We start from the raw sequence: 18,553 nt of genomic DNA, 5'->3' as shown, positions 1-18,553 counted from the left end.
AGGTGGTCCATTGCGCGCCGCCCGATTCACAGCCGCGACGGCCCTCATCGCGCTCGCGGCCACCGCCTGCGGCGGTGCCTCCAAGACGGGCACGGCCGGCTCGGCCGCGTTCCAGATCTCCAAGGACACCCCGCGGGCGGGAGGGCCTCTCGCCTCGGTCACGTGGTCGCTGTACGCCGAACCGCAGTCGCTGGACTACGCCCACGCCTACGACTATCCGCCGAACACGGTCCTGGCGAACGTCTGCGAGCAGCTCCAGCGCATCACGCCGGACCTGAAGATCGTGCCGGGTCTGGCGACCGCCGCGTCACCGGACGCCGAACGGTGGGTCTACACGATCCGCTCGGGAGTGCGCTTCCACGACGGATCCGCGCTGACCGCCGAGGACGTCGTCGCGAGCCTGCGGCGGCACATGGACCCCAAGGTCGGCTCGTACTGGATCTCGTCCTTCCAGAACGTCGCGTCGATCGACAAGACCGGGCCGATGCAGGTGACGGTCCGGCTCAAGAAGCCCGACCAGCTCTTCAACGAGGAGATGGGGACCTCGGCCGGGACCATCGAGAGCGCCCGGTTCCTCGCCAAGGCCGGCGCGGAGTACGGCACGCCCGACGGCGGCGTCGACTGCACGGGCCCCTACGCCCTGGAGAGCTGGCAGAAAGGGCAGGCCATCACGCTGAAGAAGTTCGAGGGCTACTGGGATCCGAGCCTGGCCCCGAAGACCGGCACCATCAAGAACGTCTTCATCCAGGACCCGGCCGCCCGGGTGAACGCTCTGCTGTCCGGGCAGGTCGACGGCGGGTACCTGCTGCCTCCGTCCGGGTTCGCGAAGCTGCGCGCCTCGTCCGCCGGGAAGCTCTACTTCGGGCCCAACACCACCGCCGTCAGCCTGATCCCGACGAACCTCAAGGGAACGCTCGGCGATGTCCGGGTCCGGCGGGCGCTGTCGATGGCCCTGGACCGGGCCGGGATCATCAAGGCCGGGGCGGCCGGGGTCGGCACGCCGGCCCGGGCGCCGGCCGCGACCGGCGCCTGGGCCATCGCGCCCGCGGTGGCGAAGACGGCCTATGCCGGTCTGCCCCGACCCGCGCGCGACGTCGCCGCGGCGAAGAAGCTCGTCCGGGACGCCGGGGCGACCGGCCGGAAAATCGTCATGGCCACCAGCACGCTGGCTCCCGAGATCGCCGTCATCGCCAACGCCGTCCAGTCCGCCGGACGGGAGATCGGGCTGGAAGTCAGGCTGAGGACGGTCGCGCCGGACGCCTACACCGCACTGTTCTCCGATCCGAAGGCGCGAGCGGGGCTCGACCTCGTGATGACGACCTGGTACGACTCGACACCCGATCCGCTCGAGTTCTACGGGATCCTGCAGACCGGCAACTTCAGCAACTACGGCGGATACTCCAACCCGCGCTATGACCGGCTGGTGGACCAGGCCAACGCGGAGCCCGACCCGCAGAAGCGGGCGGCCGTGGTCGCCGAGCTCCAGCGGATCGCCGTCGGCGATCTGGTGTGGATCCCGCTGTACGAGGTCCCGCACAGCCTGTTCCTGAACAAGCGGGTGACCGGCGCGCCGACCAGCATCGCGCAGCTGGAGTACCCGTGGGCGGCGCCGCTGGGAGCAGCCGGTTGAGCGCGCCGGCCGGATTCCTCGTCCGACGCCTCACCGGACTGCTCGTCACCCTGGTCGCCACATCGATCGCGGTGTTCTCCTCCGTTCATCTCGCACCGGGCGATCCCGCCGCGTTCCTGATGAACGGCCGCGCGGCCTCGCCGCAGGCGATCGCGGCCGTCCGGGCGCAGTACCACCTCGACGACCCCTTCGCCGTGCAGTACCTCAAGTGGGCGGGCGGAGCGCTGAGCGGGGACTTCGGCCGGTCGGTGCAGTTCCGGCAGGACGTCGCCGGCCTGATCGCCGCCCGGCTGCCCACGACGCTGTGGCTGGTCGGCTACGCGGCCGTGCTCATCCTGCTCGCCGGGCTGGCGCTCGGCGCCCTGTCGGCACTGCGGCCGGGGCTGGTCGACCGGCTCGTCCTCGTGGGGACCGGCGTGGCCACCGCGACCCCCGCCTTCGTCGCGGCGATCGCGCTGATCTCGGTCTTCTCGGTGAAGCTGGGCTGGTTCCCGGCGTTCGGCAACGGCAGCGGCCTCGGCGGCCGGGCCGCCCATCTGACGCTGCCCGCGATCGCGCTGGCGCTCACCTTCGCCGGACTGCTGGCCCGCGTGACCCGCGCCTCCATGCTGGAGGAACTGGCGCGCGAGCATGTCGAGGTCGCCCGCTCGCGCGGCGTCCCCCGGGCGGCGGTGATCCGCCGCCACGTGCTGCGCAACGCGCTCGGCCCGATCAGCACGGTCACCGGGACGGTCGTGGCCGGGCTGCTGGTCAGCACGTCGATCGTGGAGACCGCGTTCGGGCTGTCGGGCATCGGCCAGCTGCTCGTCAGCTCCGTCACCGTCAAGGACTTCCCGGTCGTGCAGGCCGTCAGCCTCCTGGTGGTCCTGGCCTTCGTGGGAGCCAACCTGCTCGTGGACCTCCTCCACCCGTTCATCGACCCGCGCCTGACCCACGCGAAGGGAGGTGCCGCATGAGCGCCCTGCCCCTGCGGCGGAGGGCGGTGCCGCGGCTGCGCGGAGGGGACGGCCTGGTCACTGCCGCGCTCGCCGTGCTGGGCGTCCTGGTCGTCCTGGCCGTGTTCGCACCGCTGATCGCACCGCACGATCCCGAGGCGGTCGATCTGTCCGCCACCCTCAGCGGTTCGAGCGCGGCGCACCCGCTCGGCGCCGACCAGTCCGGCCGCGACATCCTGACGCGGCTGATCTACGGCGCGCGGACGGGACTGCTCGAACCCCTGGCCGTCGTCGTCGCGTCCACGGTGCTCGGCCTGCTGGTCGGCCTGACCGCCGCGTGGCGCGGCGGACCGGTCGACACGGTGCTGTCGCGGGTGATGGACCTGGTGTTCGCCTTCCCGGCGCTGCTGCTGGCCATCGTGCTGGTGGCGATGTTCGGCTCCGGGCTCGCGGCTCCGGTCGCGGCGATGAGCGTCGCGTACACCCCCTACGTCGGACGGCTGGTGCGCGGCGTGGCGCGCCAGGAGATGACCCGCCCCTACATCCAGGCGTACCGGGTGCAGGGATGCTCCGGCCGGACGATCTGCCTGCGCCATCTCCTGCCGAACATCGCCCCGCTGGTCCTGGCGCAGTCGGCGATCAACTTCGGGTACGCGCTGATGGACCTGGCCGCGCTGTCCTTCCTGGGCTTCGGCGTCCAGCCGCCCACCCCGGACTGGGGCGCGATGATCAACGAGGGGGCGCCCGCCCTGCTGCAGGGCGCGCTGCTCCCGGCGCTCGCGCCGGGCGCCGCCATCGTGATCGCCGTGGTGGCCTTCGGCATCGTCGGCGAGGGCATCGCCGACCGGGTCGCGAAGCGGGAGCGGTGATGCTGGACATCGAGAACCTCGGCGTTCGGCTGGCGCGGGGCCGCGCGGCCCGCCCGATCCTGGACGGCGTGTCCCTGCACGTCGCCCCCGGCGAGGCGGTCGGCCTGGTGGGCGAGTCGGGATCGGGGAAGTCGGTCACCTGCCGGGCCGTCCTGGGCCTTCTGCCGGACGGGGCGACGGCCACCGGCCGGCTGCGGGTCGGCGGCGAGGACGTCCTCGCCATGGGTGCCGCGCGGTTGACGGAGCTGCGGCGCCGCGAGGCCGCGATGGTGTTCCAGGACCCGCGCGCCTCCATCAACCCGCTGCGCCGCATCGGCGACTTCGTCACCGAGGGCCTGCGGGCCGCGGGGACGCCGGCGCGGCAGGCGCTGAAGGAGGCGGAGTCGCTGCTGGAGTCGGTGGGAATCCGCGACCCGCGCGGGGCACTGCGCAGGCGCCCGCACGAGTTCTCCGGCGGCATGCTCCAGCGCGTGATGATCGCCGGAGCGCTCGCCGGAGGACCACGGCTGCTGCTGGCCGACGAGCCGACCACCGCGCTCGACGTCTCCACCCAGGCGGAGGTCGTCTCGATCCTGACCCGGCTGCGCGCCGAGCGCGGGATGGCGATGCTGTTCGTCACCCACGATCTGGAACTGGCCGCCGCGATCTGCGACCGGATCTACGTCATGTACGCGGGACGGATCGTCGAGACGCAGTCCGCCGATGATCTCTTCGACCGGCCCCGCCACCCGTACACGGCGGGACTGCTGGCCGCGACGCCGCGCATCGACTCCCCCCGGCCGCCGCACGGAATCCCGGGCCGTCCGCTGTCGCTGGCCGAGGCGCCGCCCGGCTGCGCCTTCGCCGCGCGGTGCCCTCGCGCGGTCGAGCGATGCACCGAGGCGGAGCCCGTCCTACGGCGGATCGAGGCGGCGCACGTGGCGTGCCTGCGAGCGGAGGAACCGATCCATGACTGAGCCCGTGCTGGAGGCCGAGGGCCTGCGCAAGTCCTTCGGCGGGCAGGTCGCCGTCGACGACGTGTCGTTCACGCTGCGGGCCGGCGGTTCGCTGGCCCTCGTCGGCGAGTCCGGCTCAGGGAAGACGACCACCGCGCGGTTGCTCGTCGGCCTGGAACGCGCCGACAGCGGGCGGATCAGCGCGTGCGGGTCCGACCGCACGGGGCCGGCAAGGGGGCGGGGCGCGCGCCTCGAACGGGCCCGGCAGATCCAGATGGTGTTCCAGGACCCCTACCTGTCCCTCGACCCCCGGATCACCGTCGGCGACTGCGTCGAGGAACCGCTGCGCCTGCATTTCGATCTCAGCCGGGCGCAGCGGCTCGCCCGCAGGGACGAACTCCTGGACCGGGTCGGCCTGGGCGTGAGGGAGGCCGGCGCGCTTCCGAAACGCCTCTCCGGCGGGCAGCGCCAGCGCGCGGCCCTCGCCCGCGCGCTCGCCACGGAGCCGAAGGTGCTGATCCTCGACGAGGCGACCGCCGCGCTGGACGTCTCGATCCAGGCGCAGATCGTCGAGCTGCTGCGCGAACTGCGCGAGACCCTCGGGATCGCCTACCTGTTCGTCAGCCACGACCTCGCGCTGGTACGCCACGTCGCCGACGACGTCCTGGTGCTCCACCGGGGCCGGGTCGTCGAGTCCGGGCCCACCGCGAGAGTGCTGGCCGGCGCCGAGCACCCCTACACCCGTCTCCTGCTCGATTCGATCCCGCGGCGCGGCTGGGATCCGGCCCGGATCGCCGCCGACCGCCGTGCCCTCGCCGAGGAGAGCCCGTGAACGGCCTCCCCCACCTCTCCGCGACGCACGCACTGCGCCCGTACCGCAGCCGCGAGCTGTCACCGGTCGAGCTCATGCCGGCCGCCGTCGCGGCCCGCATCATTCTGAGGAGCCTCCCATGCCCACCGATCTCATCTTCCGGAACGGCCTGGTCCGCACGGTGACCGGCCGGACGGCGACCGCCGTGGCGGTCGAGTCCGGCCGCATCACCGCCGTGGGATCCGAACCGGACATCCGGCCGCTCGCCGGCGCCGGCACCCGGATCGTCGATCTCGGCGGGGGCGCGCTGCTGCCCGGCTTCCAGGACGCGCACGTCCACCCGGTCATGGCCGGGCTCACCATGATCCGCTGCGACCTCGCCGCCGCCGGGGACGCCGCCGGGGCGCTGCGGGTCGTCCGGGACTACGCCGAAGCCCATCCCGATCTGCCGTGGATCGTCGGCGGCGGCTGGGCCATGGACTGGTTCACGGGCGGGACCCCGTCCCGCACCGCCCTCGACGCCGTGGTGCCCGACCGCCCGGTCCACCTGGTGAACCAGGACGGCCACGGGGTCTGGGTCAACACCAGAGCCCTCGACCTCGCCGGGATCGGCGCCGCGACACCCGACCCCGCGGACGGCCGGATCGAGCGGGAGCCGGACGGAACCCCGCAGGGCACCCTGCACGAGGGCGCGGCCCGCCTCGTCGGACGGCTGGTCCCCGAACCGACCGGCGACGAGCTGCTGCGCGGCCTGCACGCGGGGCAGCGGCGACTGCACGCGGCCGGCGTCACCGCCTGGCAGGACGCGATGGTCGACCCGAAGATCCAGCGGGCGTACCTGGCGGCGGCCGAGGCGGGCACGCTGACCGGCCGGGTCGCCGGTGCCCTGTGGTGGGAGAGGGACCGCGGCGCCGAGCAGATCCCCGAACTCCTGGCCCGCCGCGGCGGCGCCGGCCGGTTCCGCGCCGGCACCGTCAAGATCATGCAGGACGGCGTCGCGGAGAACTTCACCGCCGCCATGACCTCCGCCTATCTCGACGGCTGCGGCTGCAGCACCGGCAACCACGGGATGAGCTTCATCGACCCCCGCGAGCTCCAGGAATACGTGACACTGCTGGACGCCGCGGGCTTCCAGGTGCACGTCCACGCGGTGGGCGACCGCGCCGTCCGGGAGGCCCTGGACGCCTTCGCCCGCGCGCGGACGATCAACGGGCCGGGCGGCAACCGGCACCACATCGCCCACCTGCAGGTCGTGCACCCCGACGACGTGCCCCGCTTCGCAGCCCTCGGCGTGACCGCGAACATCCAGCCGCTGTGGGCGGCGCACGAACCGCAGATGGACGAGCTCACCATCCCTTTCCTGGGGCCGCAGCGCGCGTCCTGGCAGTACCCCTTCGGCTCCCTCGACCGCACCGGGGCGGCCCTGGCCGCCGGAAGCGACTGGCCGGTGAGCAGCCCCGACCCGCTGTGGGGCCTGCACGTGGCGGTCAACCGGGTGGCGCCCGGCGAGGACACGGAGGAGTTCCTGCCGGAGCAGCGGCTCGACCTGGCAACGGCGCTCACCGCCTACACGCTCGGCAGCGCCCGCGTGAACCACCTCGACACCGAGACCGGGACCATCGAGGTGGGCAAGTACGCCGACCTGGTGGTGCTCGACGCAGACCCGTACACCGTGCCGGCGGAACGGCTCGCCGAGGTGACCGTCAAGGCCACGTTCGTCGAAGGCGAGCAGGTCCACCCGGAGCCACTCGTCTGATACGCAGGGAGCCCGTTCGGCCGAGCGTTGGGGTCGTTCAGGCGAGACCGGCGTAGCGGCGGCAGGTGTCCCGGTCGCCGGAGACGCCCCAGGCCTCAAGTAGCTCGCGGAAGTCGAGAATGTGCCAAGTGGTCTCGGGCAGTGAGGCCAGGGTGCGGACGGTACGCCGCTGCAGGGGTGTGAGCTGGTCAAGCGGCGGCAGCGAGGGGCGCGGCGGTGCGCCGAAGGTCAGCCGCAGTGCGGCCGCGGCCACCGGGCATACCCCGAAGTCGCTGCTGCGGGAAAGGCCGTCCAACACGCTGTCGACCGCCTCGGCGGGTGCCGCACCGCCCAGCATGCCCAGGCTCTCGGAGGCATAGGCCCGCAGGTCCCACCCCAGGAACCCGGGACCGTCCGCCTCGGGTGGGCGGGTACAGGCCGTGGCGAGTTCGGCGATGACGGCGGCGTCCGTGACGCCCATGCGGATCAGCGCGATGGCGGCGCCGTAGCGTGCGAGCGGTTCGTCGCCGGTGAGTTGATCCCGCATCCGGTCGATGAGGCCGCCGTCGGACAGCAGCCCCAGCGAGATGATCGCGTTGACGGTGACGGCCGGGACGGTCTCGACGTTCCACAACGCGCGCAGCGGCGGGGTCGACGCGGCGGCCTCCTCGGGAAACCAGCCCAGCAGGTATGCGGCGGTGGCCCGCACGCTGGAGTCCGGGTCGCTCAGCAGGCTGTGCACGGTCGGCAATCCGGCGCGGACCGCATCGTAGGCGGCCAATGCGACGGTGGTCTCGTGCAGGGATTCCTGGAAGTCGTCGAAGACCAGACCTTCGTCGCGGGCGCCGCGCTGCTCCTTCCGCGGGTCCGCCGCGTGCATTCGGGCCAGTTCGCGCCGCCAACCCTTGATATCGACGCCTAGCGGCAGGTGCTCGTCGGCCCATCCGACCGCTAGTTCCGACACCAGCTGAAGAAGCTCGGCACGGTCAGGCATCGAACGGTCTGCGGCGATCGCCAGCAGGAACGGCACTGTCGGTGCTGCCGCCTCGTACCTGCAACCCTGATGACAGACATTGTCGTGCAGCGCGGAACGAGCGTTTTCTCGCTTGTTCTCGTCAGGGGACATCAAAGCGCGCAGAAGTCCGGGAACGTTTCCGGCCGTCCCGTAGGCGTGGCGGAGCCGGGTCCACTCGACAGCATCGAGCCCTGCCAGCGGATCGCTCTTTCTCATGTCGCCCATAATGCCGAAATGGCCACTTCGTGTACTCGAGCAAGCCGGTGGCCGGATCCGATGCCATGTGGTGCCGTTACCTCGGAACGCCGGGACGAGGTGCCGGGTCAGCGGGTGTTCCCAGGAGCCTCGTCGACGTCGTGAGCTCTCTCGACCGCCTCCAGGTGATCGGCCCCGCCGAGTCGCTGGGTGCCGATCACCGCGAGCAGTTCGAGGGCATCGGCGGCCGGACCGCCCTTCGGCGCCGTGTAGGTGATCAGGTGCTGGTCGGGCCCGTCCGGCAGCAGGAGAGCGTCATAGTCGAGCGTGAACCGCCCGACGGCGGGATGGCTGAACTCCTTGCGGCCGCTGCCCCGGTCCTTGACGTCATGGCGGGCCCACCAGGTACGGAACTCCTCGCTCTTCACCGACAGCTCGCCCACGAGCGCGGCGATCCCGGGATCGTCGGGATGCCGCGCCGCGGACAGGCGCAGGTGAGCGATGCCCTGTCGCGCCACCTGTTCCCAGTCGACGTACAGCGAGCGCGCGGCGGGATCGCAGAACGCGTGCCACAGCAGGTTTCGCCGCCCGGCCGGCAGCGCGCCGAAGTCGGTGATCAGCGCGGCGGCCATCGGGTTCCAGGCGAGCACGTCCATCCGGCGCCCGATGACGTACGCGGGGCTGGACGCCAGCAGTTCGAGGATCCGGTGGACACTGGGGCGGACCCGCTCGCTCCTCGTCGCACGGCGCGGGATCCCGTCGGCGCGCGCCAACAGGTACAGATGGTCCCGTTCGTCCGGGGCCAGGCGGAGCGTACGGGCCAGCGCGTCAAGCACAGCGGACGACACACGCCCGGTCCTGCCCTGCTCCAGCCTGATGTAGTAATCGACACTGATGCCCGACAGTTGCGCGACCTCTGCCCGCCGCAGCCCGGGAGACCGGCGGTTGCCACGGGGCAACCCGAAGTCCTCCGGCCGGAGCCGGTCTCGCCGGGAGCGCAGGAAATCGGCAAGCTCGTGGTTGGACTCCATGTATCCAGTCTGTGCTGAGGGCCGCCCCGTGCCCAGTCCATGCCTGGCCCGGTGAATACCAGCTTCAGATGGGGCGTCGTCTCGGATCGGATGCCGCAAGCCGCAGCCCCGGCATCACGGCGATGACGGCGGCGCCGATCACCGCGACGATCGAGGAGAGCAGGTACGCGGTGTGGTAGCCGTGCAGTTGCTGCTCCTGGCCCGGCCCCGAGGCCGCCCCCGCCGCGATCACCACCAAGACCGCCGTGCCCACGCTGCCACCGACCTGCTGCGCGGTGATGTTGAAGGCACCTGCGACGCCATGCTGGTGCTGCGGCACGCCGGTGACGGTGGCCGCGGTCAGCCCGGCGTACGCCAGCCCTTGCCCGATGCCCATCAGGGCGACGCCAGGCAGGATATCGGGCAGGTATCCACCGCCGAGGGGCGTGCGCGTGAAGTAGGCGACCCCGCCGGCGATGAGCAGCAGGCCGAGGACCATCAGGGCCCGCTGGCCGGCTCCACGTGTCATCAACCGGGTCGCGACGTTCGCGAAAAGGGCTACGAGCGCACCCATCGGCACCATCGCCAGCCCGGACTCCAACGGGCTGTAGCCGAGCATGCCCTGCATGTAGAGCGGCGCGAAGAACAGGACCGAGATGACGACGGCGTAGAACACCACGGCCGCGAGGGTCGCCGCCCGCACCGGGGCCGAGCGGAAGATGGAGAACGGCAGCAGCGGTTCGGCGGTACGCGCCTCCCAGACGGTGAAGGCGACCAGCGCGCACATGGCGACGGCGAGGGCGCCGATGGCGTAGGGGTCTCCCCACCCCTGCTCACCACCGCGACTGATCCCGAAGACCGCCAGCAGCAGGCCCGCGGTGACCATGGCGGCGCCGGGCATGTCCAGTGGACGGCGATTCGAGGTGCCGGGCGGCAGCAGTTTGAAGCCCGCCAGCACGGCGGTCCCGGCGATCACGTTGAAGACGAAGACCGACCGCCAGCCGAAGGCGCCGGTGAGCAGGCCGCCGAACACCAGCCCCGCGCTGAAGCTCGACGCGCCGACGGCCGTGTAGACACCAAGCGCCCGGTTGCGCAGCGGCCCTTCCGGGAAGAGCTGGAACAGCAGGGCCATCGCCGCGGGCCCGGAGACGGCGGCGCCCACGCCCTGGAGCGACCGGGCCATGATGAGGACACCCTGGGTCGGCGCCATCGCCGCGGCGAAGGCGGCGACGGTGAACACGCCGACGCCGAGGGCGAACACCGCCCGGCGGCTGAAGATGTCGGCAAGGCGACCGCTGAACAGCAGGAACCCGGCGAAAGTGACCGCGTAGCCGGTCATCAGCCACTGCAGGGTCGCTTCGTTCATCGACAGGCCGCGTCCGATCGCCGGCAGCGCGGCGTTCACGACCGCGACGCTGCTCACATCCAGTCCCACCGCGCAGGCGAGGACGATGAGCGCGCCGACCAGACGCGGCCCGAACCTCTCCCTATCGCGCACGCGCTGGATGCCTTGTTCGGTCACAGACAAGGAGACTCCTTCCCACGGACGTTGGTGCTCGGGCGTGGAAACGAAGCTTCTTCGCTTCTTCAGGGCCTTCGGTCAGCGAAGGCGAGTCCCATCGTCGAACGGTCACAGGCGTCCGACCAGTGCTCGGTCGTTGCTAGTGCCGCGCTTGCTGGTACCGGCAGTGCCAGCAATGAAGCACCGCGAAGGGGACGGCGCGACGGGGCGCCGTGCGGGCGGCGACGCGGCCCTGCGCCTCTCGGACTCGCGACTGTCGCTGCTAGCGGGCCGGACCGGGCACCGTCCGCCGCTACGCCGCCGGTGACGGTGCTCTGACGGGCTGGTGGGCCGCGGCCGGGGACGGGTCCTGACGCGTGCCGGGGAGGCGGATCGTGACGAGGAGGCCGCCGGCGGGGCGCGGCGTGAGGTCGAGGGTCCCGTCGTGTGCTCGGACAATGCTGTGGACGATGGCCAGCCCCAGGCCGACGCCGGCGTGCTCATCGGTGCGGACGCGCCGCGTTCCGCGCTGGAACGGCTCGATAAGGGTCGGAACCAGGTCCCAGGGGAGCGGTCGACCCGTGTTCTCGACCCGCAGGACGCTCGCGTCGTCCTCCGCCGTGGTGTGGACCGTCACGGTGCCGCCGGCGGGCAGGTTGTGGACGATGGCGTTCTGGACGAGGTTCGTCACCATCCGCAGGATGAGCTCCTCGGAGCCGACGGTCCGCGTCCTCTCGCCGGTGACCTCCAGCGTGATCTGCCGCTTCTCGGCGAGGGGCAGCAGGGTCTCGGCGGCCTCTTCGGCGACCAGGGACAGGTCGACGGGCTCGCGGGTGAAGCTCCTGCGGTCGCTGCGGCTGAGCAGCAGGAGGGCCTCGATGAGGTCGATCGCGCGGGTGTTGACGGTCTGGAGCCGCTCGATGAGCTCGTCCCGGTTCTGGGCGGGGTCGTTGCGGGCGACGTCGAGGAGCGTCTGGGAGATCGCCAGCGGGGTGCGCAGTTCGTGGGAGGCGTTCGCGGCGAACCGCTGCTGTTCGGTGATGTGGGATTCGAGCCGTTCGAGCATGGTGTCGAACACGTCGGCGAGTTCGCGGAACTCGTCTCTGGGGCCTTCGAGGCGGATCCGGTGGGACAGCGACCCGTTCGCGGCCAGCCGCGCCGCGTCCGCGACCCGGGTGAGCGGCGCGAGCATCCGGCCGGCGAGGAGCCATCCGCCGAGAAGCCCGAACAGCAGGAGGAAGGCCAGTGCCTGGGCCGCGCGGGGCGCGAAGGCCCGCCAGAGGTCGGTGCGGTTGGGGATGAACGGCGGCGCCGGGCCCCTGTCCCGGAAGAACCCCGGCCCGGGTTTGATCACCCCGTCGGGAACGTAGCGCAGCAGGAACACCCAGACCACGGCCAGCAGGAGGGCACCGGAGAGGACGATCACCCCGGCGTAGCTGATGGTGAGTTTCAGCCGCGCGCTGAGTCCCGGGCGCCTACGCACGGGGGCCGCCGGACTGCGTGGTGTCGATCCGGTAGCCGACGCCGGGCACCGTGGCGATCAGCCATGGTTCGCCGAGCCGTTTGCGCAGGGCGGAGACGGTGATGCGGACGGCGTTGGTGAAGGGGTCGGCGTTGACGTCCCAGGCCCGCTCCAGCAGCTCTTCGGCGCTGACGACCCCGCCCTCGGCGGCGACGAGGACGTCGAGCACGGCGAACTGCTTGCGGGTGAGCGCGACGTAGCGTCCGTCGCGGAAGACCTCCCGGCGGAACGGGTCCACCCGCAGGCCCGCGATCTCAGTGACCGGGGGGCGCGCGTGCCCGCGCCTGCGGTCCAGCGCCCGCAGCCGCATCACCAGCTCCCTGAGCTCGAACGGCTTGGTGAGGTAGTCGTCGGCGCCGAGCTCGAACCCCGTGGCCTTGTCGTCGATCCGGTCGGCGGCGGTGAGCATGAGGATCGGCATGCCGCTGCCGGACGCGACGATGCGCCGGGCGATCTCGTCGCCCGACGGGCCGGGGATGTCGCGGTCCAGCACCGCCAGGTCGTAGGAGTTGACACTGAGCATCTCCAGGGCCGAGTCGCCGTCACCGGCGATGTCGGCGGCGATGGCCTCCAGCCGGAGACCGTCCCGGACGGCCTCGGCCAGGTAGGGCTCGTCTTCCACGATCAGCACGCGCACGCCTCAAGGCTAAGCAGCGCGGCATATCGCCGACGTATGCAAACCGACACGCCTGCAGGAGCGGTAAAGGCGGTGCGGATCACCCTCACCCGCGCGGGGTCACATGATCGCTTCCCGTCCTCGGGAGTCCGGGACCGCGGCGGCGTCGACCAGGCGTGCGACCAGCCGCTCGTAGGGCAGCCCGGTCGCGGCGAACATTCTCGGCACCTGCGACTCGGCGGTCATCCCCGGCATGGTGTTGACCTCGTTGAGGACGGGCCCGTCGCCGGTGAGGAAGAAGTCGACGCGGGCGACCCCGGCACAGCCGAGCGCGTCGAACATCCGCAGCGCCGCCTCCGTCAGGGCCGCCCGCTCCGCGCCGTCGACTCCGGCGGGCACGCTGAACCGGGCCGAACCGTCGTACTTCGACCGGGTGTCGAACAGGGGCCGTGGACCGCGGGGAAGACGACGTCGGCGCGTTCGATGACGCCGAGCGCCGTCGCCAGCGAACCGATCGCCCGCTTCCCGAGCGCGTCCGCTCCCCGCCTCCACGTCCCGTCGCGGTCGATGGTCAGCTCGTCGACGTCGAAACCGCCGGACCGCAGCGCCTTCGCGATCGCCGCGGCCGTGGCCAGGGAGACGTCGTGCTCGGCGTTCTCTCCGCCGCCGATCACCACGATTCGCCGTGTCATGCGATGCTCCTTCTCACACGCGGCCCTATGCCGGTGACGATGGTGTGCGGGATGGTCCCGGCCCAGCGGGCCCAGTCCTGGACGGTCGGGGTGGCGCCCCCGTCCGGGCCGAACACGGTCGCGGACGTGCCGGCCGGGAAGTACCGGGCGCCGGTATCGATCACGATCTGGTCCATCGAGACCCGTCCGACCACCGGGAAACGGCACCCGCGGATCTCGACGCCGGCTCGGGGCGACAACTCCCGGGGGATCCCGTCGGCGTATCCGATGGGGAGGATGCTCAGATGGGTGGCGCGGTAGGTGAGGTACGTGCCGTCGTAACCGACCGGCGTCCCCGCCGGAACCGCCGCCGTGTGCACGATCGGCGCGGTCAGGCGGGACGCGCCGTGCATCTCCACGGTCCCGGACGGATCGATGCCGACCAGTCCCGCCCCGACCCGGACCATGCCGAGATGCGTCGCCGGATCGGTGACCGTCCCGGACGTGGCCGCGAGGTGGGCGAGCGGCGAACCGAGCCCCGCCGCCCGGACCGCCTTCAGTGCCTCGTGCATGTCCGCGACCGCCGGCGCGTTCGCCGCGGGCTCGGCCCGGTCGGCCAGCGGAAGATGCCCCATGACGCCCACGACGCGGACCCGCCGCGCCCTCTGACCACGCTGAGCGATACCGATCAGCTCGTCCCACTGCCGACGGGGGCAGCCGCCCCGGGACATCCCGGTGTCCACATGCAGATGAACCCGCACCGCCGGCGCGGCCTGCGCGATGAGCCCGCCGAGCTCGTCCACCGACCCGACCGCGACATCGACCCCGGCCGCGGCCGCCGCCTCGGCGTCGATCCCGGAAGGATGCAGCCAGGTGAGGATCGGCACCGCCACCCCCGCGGCCCGCAACGCGCACGCCTCCGCGACGCTCGTCGTCCCGAGCCACCCGGCACCGGCGGCAACGGCGGCCTTGGCGACCGCGACCGCGCCGTGGCCGTAACCGTCGGCCTTGACCACGGCCATGATCGTGCTCCGCGTCCGCGCGCGGATCCCGGCCACGTTGGCGGCCACCGCCTCGGGCAGTGTCTGCAGGGTCGGCCCGTTCACGGCCGCCTCCACGGGTCGTCGGCCGGATCCGTGGGCATCCGCCGGGGCGCGGCATCCGGGTGCGGCAACCGGATCGGCGCGGCCGTGCGGTACTCGAAGTGCCACCACTCGTTGTCGTAGACGCGGTAGAGCCCGTACCGCCAACCGTGCCGTTCGAGCCACCGCGCGCCTTCGGTCGGCCGGACGTCGAGCCCGAACCCCCGCACATGGCTCGACTCCTCCGGCGGCAGCACCCGGCGCCGCGCCGCCTGCACCGAGCCGGTGCGCCACACCTCCTCGGCGAAGATCCGGTACTGCTCCCTCGCGTCGCGGTAGCCCGAGGTGAGGCCGATCACCTGCCCGTGGCGCCAGAACGCCTCGGCCCGCGCATGCGTGAACGCCGCCAGCGTCTCCGGCGCCAGCCCCCGAAGATCCTCGGCGGGAAAGCGCAGGGCCAAGGCCCATTGGCAGGCCAGAAACCGTGCGCGGTCCGGTGCACGGAAGAACGCGAGCGGCACCAGCAGCACCGCGACGACCCGAGTGACGACCGCGAGAACGCGCGCTTTGATCTCCACGGCTCACCGCCGAATGGTCAGCCAGTACGCCGACCATCGATCAGCGGGAGCCGCCCGGCGGAAAGGACGACCGTCCGCTCTCCGACCCGAACCGGCGAGCGCGACCCTGCACGTACGACGGGCCGACAGCGATGCGATGCAGTCCATGCCTTCACTGAAGACGGACGCCCGTTGCCGTGCTGTATCCGCTTTTCAATACACCCGCGATACACCAACACCAGGGGGAGGTAGGGGACCAGGTCCGGTCGCATGGAACGGGGTGGTGGGATCGTCCGGCGGGGGCGGCCAGCGGTACGGCTACGGCTTGATGTACCGGTTCGCCTTCCCGCCGGACTTCCCGCCGCCGTCAGGGCCCCGATCAAGCGCCGTGGCCTGCGCCCGAACGCCGTCGCGGCCGTTCGGCCTCCGCCGCCGCCGGGCCCCGAAGCCTTCTCCGGCGTAGCCAGATGGGCAGGTAGGCGATCAGGACCACGGTCAGCGCCGAGCCGGACACCAGGTTGCCCGTCCTGCCTCCGGCCCACGGGGAGACCTTCAGCTGCTCCCGCACCGCCGCCGTCGTGGGGCGCGCCGGATCGTAGACGATCGTGGTCTCGGTGATGCCGTCCTTGTCGTACCGGTGGCCGTCGATCACCGGGTCGCGGGTCGTGACGCTGGTGCCCCCACGGGTCACGAAGGTCAGCTGCGGATGGTGGGACACCGAGATGTCGCCGTGGGCCCCCGTCGAGACGGTCGGGTGGTCGTAGACCTCGCCCGTCACCGTGACGCCGTGGTGCCGCAGCCGGTCGAGGAGGTGCGCGTCGCGGACACCCCCGGTGATCGTGGTCGCGAGCACGACCGGCCCGAAGACGGCGAGGCCCAGCACGGCGAGGCCGGAGAACGCGCTCCAGTCCCGCCGGTCCTGGCCGGCAGGCGCCGGGCGTGCGGGGCGCTCGGGTGGTACGGGGCGTCCGAGAGAACGGACCAGCAGGCGCGCGACCCGTTTCAGGGCCACGGTCGTCCACTGCACTGCCTTGAGGGCCACGCCCAGGCCCGCGATGAGTCCGGTGACGAGGGCGACGGCGTCGATGAGGAAACGCACCGCACCGAACGATTCCGGCAGCATCCCGGCCAGGAACACGCCGGCCGCCCCGCCGTACCCGCCGGCGGCCAGCACCGCGACGAGCACGATCCCGGCCGCCAGAGCCGATCCACGGGGCCGGGTCCGCAGCCGCCGGCAGCCGCGTGCCCGCCTCCACAACGGGCGGCCGAACCGGTGCTGGGGCGCCTGCAGCCCGGCCTTGCGGCCGAAGGCCCACAAGGTGCCGTCCTCGCCCCAGGCACCCGGGGCGCGCAGAAGAATCCGGTCGTCGCCGTCAAGCACCACCAGCCCCCGGCGGGGACCGCCCCGGGGGCGGGAGATGGAATAGATGCCCAGAGCCTTCACCGACGACAGGGGGATCGCCACCCGCTGGCGTCCAAAACCGTGGCCGACGAGGAGATCGCCTTCCACGCACAGCCGTACGGGCTCGCGGTCCAGCAGGTCGTGAGTCGGATTGCTCGGGCGCAACTCGCTGGGACCGTCGGTTCGTGAGTGCGCACCGTCGACCGGGATGGGGGCGCGGCGCTTTCTCTTCGGCCGCCGTCGACTCACCGCCGCATGCTATCCCGCCTGATGGACGGGGCAACGGCCACGTCGGCGGCGGAAGTCGTTCAGCCCTGAGATCGCGTGCTCGACCACCCAGCGGTGTCGGCCGAGTCGGTCGGAACGCTCGGCGCCGCGCCGGGCGATCCGGGGGACGATGTCGCGGCCGCGCAGAAACGATGCCGCGGCGCGCAGGAACTGCGCAGTCCGGCATAGGGCGGAGCTCTCAGCGCCTCGGGCCTGGATAGCGTCACTCACGTGACACCAATGACCACGGCATTGAGCGACGTGCGCCCCATCGGGGAGCAGCTGCGCGCATGGCGGCGGCTGCGGGAGCGGAGCCAGCTGGAGCTGGCGTGTGAGGTGGGCATATCGACGCGGCATCTGAGCTTCGTGGAGACGGGCCGGTCGGCGCCGAGCCGCGACCTGGTGCTGCGGCTCGCCGAGTACCTGGACGTGCCGCTGCGCGACCGGAACCTGATGCTGCTCGCAGCCGGGTACGCGCCGGTGTTCTCCATACCGCTGCGCGCCCCGGACCTGCTGCTGCTCGCGGCCGGGTACGCCGCGGTGTCCGACGGGACGCCGAGCCCGCCTACGGCAGCCCGGAAGGGCAAGACGTCTACGGCCGGCTCCGCAACACCGTCGAGGGCATGAACGGCTACGCCAACCTCCGGCGCTCACGACGCCGGCAGACCACCGCGAACCAGGTCCAAGGGGCGAGGTGGTCTCCTGCGCGCCCGTCCCCTGGGTCCCAGGAGTCACAGAAGACTGGCCTCCGTATATGACGAAGACCCCGGAGCTTGCTGCTCCGGGGTCTGTTCCGTCACTGTGGGGCTACGACTTCCGTCTGCGTCCCCAAGTGGGCGAGGAGGGATTTGAACCCTCACATCCTTTCGGACACACGGACCTGAACCGTGCGCGTCTGCCGTTCCGCCACCCGCCCAGGGTGTCGGCCCGTTTCCGGGCGCTTGAAAAGGCTAGCACGGTCGCAGCAGTGGTTAGGTACTCGGATACTTCTCGCGAACCTTCGCACCGATACGATCGTCTACCAGTGGGGAGAGGAGGTGCCCGTGGGCGTCATTCAGCGCTTCGAGCGACGGCTCGAGGGCATGGTCGAAGGGGCCTTCGCCCGTGCCTTCAAGTCGGAGCTCCAGCCGGTCGAGGTGGCCAGTGCTGTGCAGCGCGAGATGGACGATCGGGCCGCGATCGTGGCACAGGGCCGCACGCTGGTCCCGAACGACTTCGTCGTCGAGATCTCTCAGCAGGACGGGCAGCGGCTGCAGGTGTACGCCGACAGCCTGAGCCAGGAGCTGGCGAATCTGGCGCGCGAGTACGCGAAGGAGCAGGGGTACTCCTTCGTCGGTCCGGTGCGCGTCCGGTTCGAGAACGCGGGGGACCTCGCCACGGGCATGTTCCGCATCCGGTCCGGCGTGATCCGGGGGTCGACCGTGGAGGGCGGGGAGATCCGCCAGCCCGTGAGCGACGTGCCGCAGGGCGGCCGGGGCGGCGCCTTCGGCGGCAATCCGCGGCTCCTGGTGACGACGGCGGTGGAGGGCTCCGACACCACGCAGCGCACTTATGAGATCAACACTCCGGTCACCCTGCTGGGCCGCGGCACCGACTGCGACCTGCGTCTCGTGGATCCGGGCGTGTCCCGGCACCATGCCGAGATCCGCGTAGAAGGTCCCGAAATCGTGCTCGTGGATCTAGGGTCGACCAACGGCTCGTTCGTGAACGGGCAGCCGATCCGGCGGGTGACGCTGGTGGACGGCTCCCGGGTCACGATGGGCCGCACTACCCTTGTGTTCCGCCGCGATAGGGAGTAAC

Annotated in this window: 18 protein-coding genes, 1 tRNA gene and 1 pseudogene; 8 read left to right on the top strand and 12 right to left on the bottom strand. The window is 71.9% G+C overall.

The genetic code is table 11. The features are described 5' to 3' along the window. The first annotated feature begins 10 nt into the window (after window positions 1-10). The 6 genes from amrb99_RS19530 (at window position 11) to amrb99_RS19505 (ending at window position 6,936) form a co-directional block, all read left to right on the top strand. Complete coding sequence (locus amrb99_RS19530; RefSeq protein ID WP_190857793.1) at window positions 11-1,630, top strand: ABC transporter substrate-binding protein; 1,620 nt, start codon at window positions 11-13, stop codon at window positions 1,628-1,630. Further along, window positions 1,627-2,586 carry an ABC transporter permease gene (locus amrb99_RS19525; protein ID WP_190857791.1) on the top strand — a complete coding sequence of 320 codons (960 nt, stop codon included), beginning with the start codon at window positions 1,627-1,629 and terminating at the stop codon, window positions 2,584-2,586. The genes amrb99_RS19530 and amrb99_RS19525 overlap by 4 nt, the downstream gene beginning before the upstream one ends. Then, on the top strand, window positions 2,583-3,434 hold the full coding sequence (locus amrb99_RS19520) for an ABC transporter permease (protein ID WP_190857784.1): 852 nt from the start codon (window positions 2,583-2,585) through the stop codon (window positions 3,432-3,434). The genes amrb99_RS19525 and amrb99_RS19520 overlap by 4 nt, the downstream gene beginning before the upstream one ends. Further along, window positions 3,434-4,390: an ABC transporter ATP-binding protein gene (locus tag amrb99_RS19515; protein ID WP_190857782.1), complete on the top strand. Its 957-nt coding sequence runs from the start codon at window positions 3,434-3,436 to the stop codon at window positions 4,388-4,390. Before amrb99_RS19520 ends, amrb99_RS19515 begins: the two co-directional genes overlap by 1 nt. Next, window positions 4,383-5,201, top strand: coding sequence for an ATP-binding cassette domain-containing protein (locus amrb99_RS19510; protein WP_190857780.1), 819 nt, complete (start codon window positions 4,383-4,385; stop codon window positions 5,199-5,201). The genes amrb99_RS19515 and amrb99_RS19510 overlap by 8 nt, the downstream gene beginning before the upstream one ends. Window positions 5,202-5,319: 118 nt before the next feature. Continuing rightward, window positions 5,320-6,936 carry an amidohydrolase gene (locus amrb99_RS19505; protein ID WP_190857777.1) on the top strand — a complete coding sequence of 539 codons (1,617 nt, stop codon included), beginning with the start codon at window positions 5,320-5,322 and terminating at the stop codon, window positions 6,934-6,936. Window positions 6,937-6,973: 37 nt separating this feature from the next. On the opposite strand, the gene amrb99_RS19500 is transcribed toward amrb99_RS19505, so the two are convergent. The 11 genes and pseudogenes from amrb99_RS19500 to amrb99_RS19455 form a co-directional block, all read right to left on the bottom strand. After that, window positions 6,974-8,146 carry a HEAT repeat domain-containing protein gene (locus amrb99_RS19500; protein ID WP_190857775.1) on the bottom strand — a complete coding sequence of 391 codons (1,173 nt, stop codon included), beginning with the start codon at window positions 8,144-8,146 and terminating at the stop codon, window positions 6,974-6,976. 107 nt (window positions 8,147-8,253) lie between these two features. Next, window positions 8,254-9,156 carry a helix-turn-helix transcriptional regulator gene (locus tag amrb99_RS19495; protein ID WP_190857773.1) on the bottom strand — a complete coding sequence of 301 codons (903 nt, stop codon included), beginning with the start codon at window positions 9,154-9,156 and terminating at the stop codon, window positions 8,254-8,256. A gap of 64 nt (window positions 9,157-9,220) precedes the next feature. Continuing rightward, entirely contained in the window at window positions 9,221-10,657 is a 1,437-nt protein-coding gene (locus tag amrb99_RS19490; protein WP_206700009.1) for an MFS transporter, read from the bottom strand. A gap of 292 nt (window positions 10,658-10,949) precedes the next feature. Next, window positions 10,950-12,119 (bottom strand): ATP-binding protein, encoded by a 1,170-nt coding sequence (locus amrb99_RS19485; protein WP_190857771.1) that lies wholly within the window; start codon window positions 12,117-12,119, stop codon window positions 10,950-10,952. After that, window positions 12,112-12,795, bottom strand: coding sequence for a response regulator (locus tag amrb99_RS19480; RefSeq protein ID WP_190857769.1), 684 nt, complete (start codon window positions 12,793-12,795; stop codon window positions 12,112-12,114). The genes amrb99_RS19485 and amrb99_RS19480 overlap by 8 nt, the downstream gene beginning before the upstream one ends. A 99-nt stretch (window positions 12,796-12,894) precedes the next feature. After that, window positions 12,895-13,173 (bottom strand): hypothetical protein, encoded by a 279-nt coding sequence (locus amrb99_RS50125; RefSeq protein WP_206700015.1) that lies wholly within the window; start codon window positions 13,171-13,173, stop codon window positions 12,895-12,897. Continuing rightward, window positions 13,134-13,466 carry a hypothetical protein gene (locus tag amrb99_RS50120; protein WP_206700008.1) on the bottom strand — a complete coding sequence of 111 codons (333 nt, stop codon included), beginning with the start codon at window positions 13,464-13,466 and terminating at the stop codon, window positions 13,134-13,136. Before amrb99_RS50120 ends, amrb99_RS50125 begins: the two co-directional genes overlap by 40 nt. Then, complete coding sequence (alr, locus tag amrb99_RS19470) at window positions 13,463-14,551, bottom strand: alanine racemase (RefSeq protein ID WP_206700007.1); 1,089 nt, start codon at window positions 14,549-14,551, stop codon at window positions 13,463-13,465. Before alr ends, amrb99_RS50120 begins: the two co-directional genes overlap by 4 nt. After that, complete coding sequence (locus amrb99_RS19465) at window positions 14,548-15,105, bottom strand: M15 family metallopeptidase (protein WP_347256750.1); 558 nt, start codon at window positions 15,103-15,105, stop codon at window positions 14,548-14,550. Before amrb99_RS19465 ends, alr begins: the two co-directional genes overlap by 4 nt. A gap of 358 nt (window positions 15,106-15,463) precedes the next feature. After that, window positions 15,464-16,651, bottom strand: coding sequence for a DUF3592 domain-containing protein (locus tag amrb99_RS19460; protein ID WP_190857765.1), 1,188 nt, complete (start codon window positions 16,649-16,651; stop codon window positions 15,464-15,466). 156 nt (window positions 16,652-16,807) lie between these two features. Continuing rightward, window positions 16,808-16,897 (bottom strand): annotated as a pseudogene (locus amrb99_RS19455) (IS5/IS1182 family transposase); the annotation flags it as partial. A gap of 96 nt (window positions 16,898-16,993) precedes the next feature. Between amrb99_RS19455 and amrb99_RS19450 the strand changes: the two are divergent. Then, complete coding sequence (locus amrb99_RS19450; protein WP_190857898.1) at window positions 16,994-17,380, top strand: helix-turn-helix transcriptional regulator; 387 nt, start codon at window positions 16,994-16,996, stop codon at window positions 17,378-17,380. 206 nt (window positions 17,381-17,586) lie between these two features. Here amrb99_RS19450 and amrb99_RS19445 read toward each other — a convergent pair. Further along, window positions 17,587-17,669 (bottom strand) — tRNA-Leu (locus amrb99_RS19445). 127 nt (window positions 17,670-17,796) lie between these two features. On the opposite strand from amrb99_RS19445, the gene amrb99_RS19440 reads away from it, so the two are divergent. Next, the gene (locus amrb99_RS19440) at window positions 17,797-18,552 is read left to right on the top strand and encodes an FhaA domain-containing protein (protein WP_190857763.1); all 756 of its coding nucleotides are present in this window, start codon (window positions 17,797-17,799) and stop codon (window positions 18,550-18,552) included. Window position 18,553 lies beyond the last annotated feature (1 nt).

This window comes from Actinomadura sp. RB99, assembly GCF_014706005.1.
Classification (GTDB): domain Bacteria; phylum Actinomycetota; class Actinomycetes; order Streptosporangiales; family Streptosporangiaceae; genus Spirillospora.
Note: the sequence above shows the minus strand (reverse complement) of the source record. Positions and strands in the feature narration are given on the sequence as shown.

Coding starts and splice junctions, on each gene's coding strand:
- amrb99_RS19520 (WP_190857784.1), top strand. CDS start 2,583: ATGAGCGCCCTGCCCCTGCGGCGGAGGGCGGTGCCGCGGCTGCGCGGA.
- amrb99_RS19515 (WP_190857782.1), top strand. CDS start 3,434: ATGCTGGACATCGAGAACCTCGGCGTTCGGCTGGCGCGGGGCCGCGCG.
- amrb99_RS19510 (WP_190857780.1), top strand. CDS start 4,383: ATGACTGAGCCCGTGCTGGAGGCCGAGGGCCTGCGCAAGTCCTTCGGC.
- amrb99_RS19505 (WP_190857777.1), top strand. CDS start 5,320: ATGCCCACCGATCTCATCTTCCGGAACGGCCTGGTCCGCACGGTGACC.
- amrb99_RS19500 (WP_190857775.1), bottom strand. CDS start 8,146: ATGAGAAAGAGCGATCCGCTGGCAGGGCTCGATGCTGTCGAGTGGACC.
- amrb99_RS19495 (WP_190857773.1), bottom strand. CDS start 9,156: ATGGAGTCCAACCACGAGCTTGCCGATTTCCTGCGCTCCCGGCGAGAC.
- amrb99_RS50120 (WP_206700008.1), bottom strand. CDS start 13,466: ATGACACGGCGAATCGTGGTGATCGGCGGCGGAGAGAACGCCGAGCAC.
- amrb99_RS19450 (WP_190857898.1), top strand. CDS start 16,994: ATGACCACGGCATTGAGCGACGTGCGCCCCATCGGGGAGCAGCTGCGC.